The following is a 2,500-nucleotide window of genomic DNA, read 5'->3' as shown; positions in this document are numbered from 1 at the left end:
AGACCCCCGTAGCTGAAATCTGTACGGCTCGTTGGAGAGACACCCAAGTAGCACGGGGCCCGAGAAATCCCGTGTGAATCCGGCGGGACCACCCGCTAAGCCTAAATATTCCCTGGTGACCGATAGCGGATAGTACCGTGAGGGAATGGTGAAAAGTACCGCGGGAGCGGAGTGAAATAGTACCTGAAACCGTGTGCCTACAAGCCGTGGGAGCGTCGGATGCAAGCTTGCTTGCATCTCGTGACTGCGTGCCTTTTGAAGAATGAGCCTGCGAGTTTGCGGTGTGTTGCGAGGTTAACCCGTGTGGGGAAGCCGTAGCGAAAGCGAGTCCGAACAGGGCGCTTCAGTAGCACGCTCAAGACCCGAAGCGGAGTGATCTAGCCATGGGCAGGTTGAAGCGGAGGTAAGACTTCGTGGAGGACCGAACCCACCAGGGTTGAAAACCTGGGGGATGACCTGTGGTTAGGGGTGAAAGGCCAATCAAACTCCGTGATAGCTGGTTCTCCCCGAAATGCATTTAGGTGCAGCGTCGCGTGTTTCTTGCCGGAGGTAGAGCACTGGATAGGCGATGGGCCCTACCGGGTTACTGACCTTAGCCAAACTCCGAATGCCGGTAAGTGAGAGCGCGGCAGTGAGACTGTGGGGGATAAGCTCCATGGTCGAGAGGGAAACAGCCCAGAGCATCGACTAAGGCCCCTAAGCGTACGCTAAGTGGGAAAGGATGTGGAGTCGCAGAGACAACCAGGAGGTTGGCTTAGAAGCAGCCACCCTTGAAAGAGTGCGTAATAGCTCACTGGTCAAGTGATTCCGCGCCGACAATGTAGCGGGGCTCAAGCGTACCGCCGAAGTCGTGTCATTGCAGCGTATAGCCCCAACGGGTGTTGTGATGGGTAGGGGAGCGTCGTGTGCCGGGTGAAGCAGCCGCGGAAGCGAGTTGTGGACGGTTCACGAGTGAGAATGCAGGCATGAGTAGCGATACACACGTGAGAAACGTGTGCGCCGATTGACTAAGGGTTCCTGGGTCAAGCTGATCTGCCCAGGGTAAGTCGGGACCTAAGGCGAGGCCGACAGGCGTAGTCGATGGACAACCGGTTGATATTCCGGTACCCGCTTTGAAACGCCCAATACCGAATCCTCTGATGCTAAGCCCGTGAAGCCGTTCCGGACCCTTCGGGGAAAGGAAAGTGGTGGAGCCGGCGAACCGAGGTGGTAGTAGGTAAGCGATGGGGTGACGCAGGAAGGTAGTCCAGCCCGGGCGGTGGTAGTCCCGGGGTAAGGGTGTAGGCCGTGTGATAGGCAAATCCGTCACACACCAAGGCTGAGACCTGATGCCGAGCCGATTGTGGTGAAGTGGATGATCCTATGCTGTCGAGAAAAGCCTCTAGCGAGTTTCATGGCGGCCCGTACCCTAAACCGACTCAGGTGGTCAGGTAGAGAATACCGAGGCGTTCGGGTGAACTATGGTTAAGGAACTCGGCAAAATGCCCCCGTAACTTCGGGAGAAGGGGGGCCACGCCCGGTGATCGGACTTGCTCCGTGAGCTGGGGGTGGCCGCAGAGACCAGCGAGAAGCGACTGTTTACTAAAAACACAGGTCCGTGCGAAGCCGTAAGGCGATGTATACGGACTGACGCCTGCCCGGTGCTGGAACGTTAAGGGGACCGGTTAGTCGCATTTCGGTGTGGCGAAGCTGAGAACTTAAGCGCCAGTAAACGGCGGTGGTAACTATAACCATCCTAAGGTAGCGAAATTCCTTGTCGGGTAAGTTCCGACCTGCACGAATGGCGTAACGACTTCTCGACTGTCTCAACCATAGGCCCGGTGAAATTGCACTACGAGTAAAGATGCTCGTTTCGCGCAGCAGGACGGAAAGACCCCGGGACCTTTACTACAGTTTGATATTGGTGTTCGGTTCGGCTTGTGTAGGATAGGTGGGAGACTTTGAAGCCGTGACGCCAGTCATGGTGGAGTCGCCGTTGAAATACCACTCTGGTCGTGCTGGATGTCTAACCTCGGTCCGTGATCCGGATCAGGGACAGTGTCTGATGGGTAGTTTAACTGGGGCGGTTGCCTCCCAAAGGGTAACGGAGGCGCCCAAAGGTTCCCTCAGCCTGGTTGGCAATCAGGTGTTGAGTGTAAGTGCACAAGGGAGCTTGACTGTGAGACCGACGGGTCGAGCAGGGACGAAAGTCGGGACTAGTGATCCGGCGGTGGCTTGTGGAAGCGCCGTCGCTCAACGGATAAAAGGTACCCCGGGGATAACAGGCTGATCTTCCCCAAGAGTCCATATCGACGGGATGGTTTGGCACCTCGATGTCGGCTCGTCGCATCCTGGGGCTGGAGTCGGTCCCAAGGGTTGGGCTGTTCGCCCATTAAAGCGGTACGCGAGCTGGGTTTAGAACGTCGTGAGACAGTTCGGTCCCTATCCGCTGTGCGCGTAGGAATATTGAGAAGGGCTGTCCCTAGTACGAGAGGACCGGGACGGACGAACCTCTGGTGTG

At 57.0% G+C, this 2,500-nt stretch carries 1 rRNA gene (running past both ends of the window); it reads left to right on the top strand.

The window, feature by feature from the left end:
- Positions 1 to 2,500: ribosomal RNA gene (locus BLW86_RS17685) — 23S ribosomal RNA — on the top strand (it extends past both window edges: 412 nt to the left, 210 nt to the right).

The sequence above is a fragment of the Streptomyces sp. TLI_105 genome (assembly GCF_900105415.1).
GTDB lineage: Bacteria > Actinomycetota > Actinomycetes > Streptomycetales > Streptomycetaceae > Streptomyces.
This window is presented reverse-complemented; position numbering and strand designations above follow the sequence as displayed.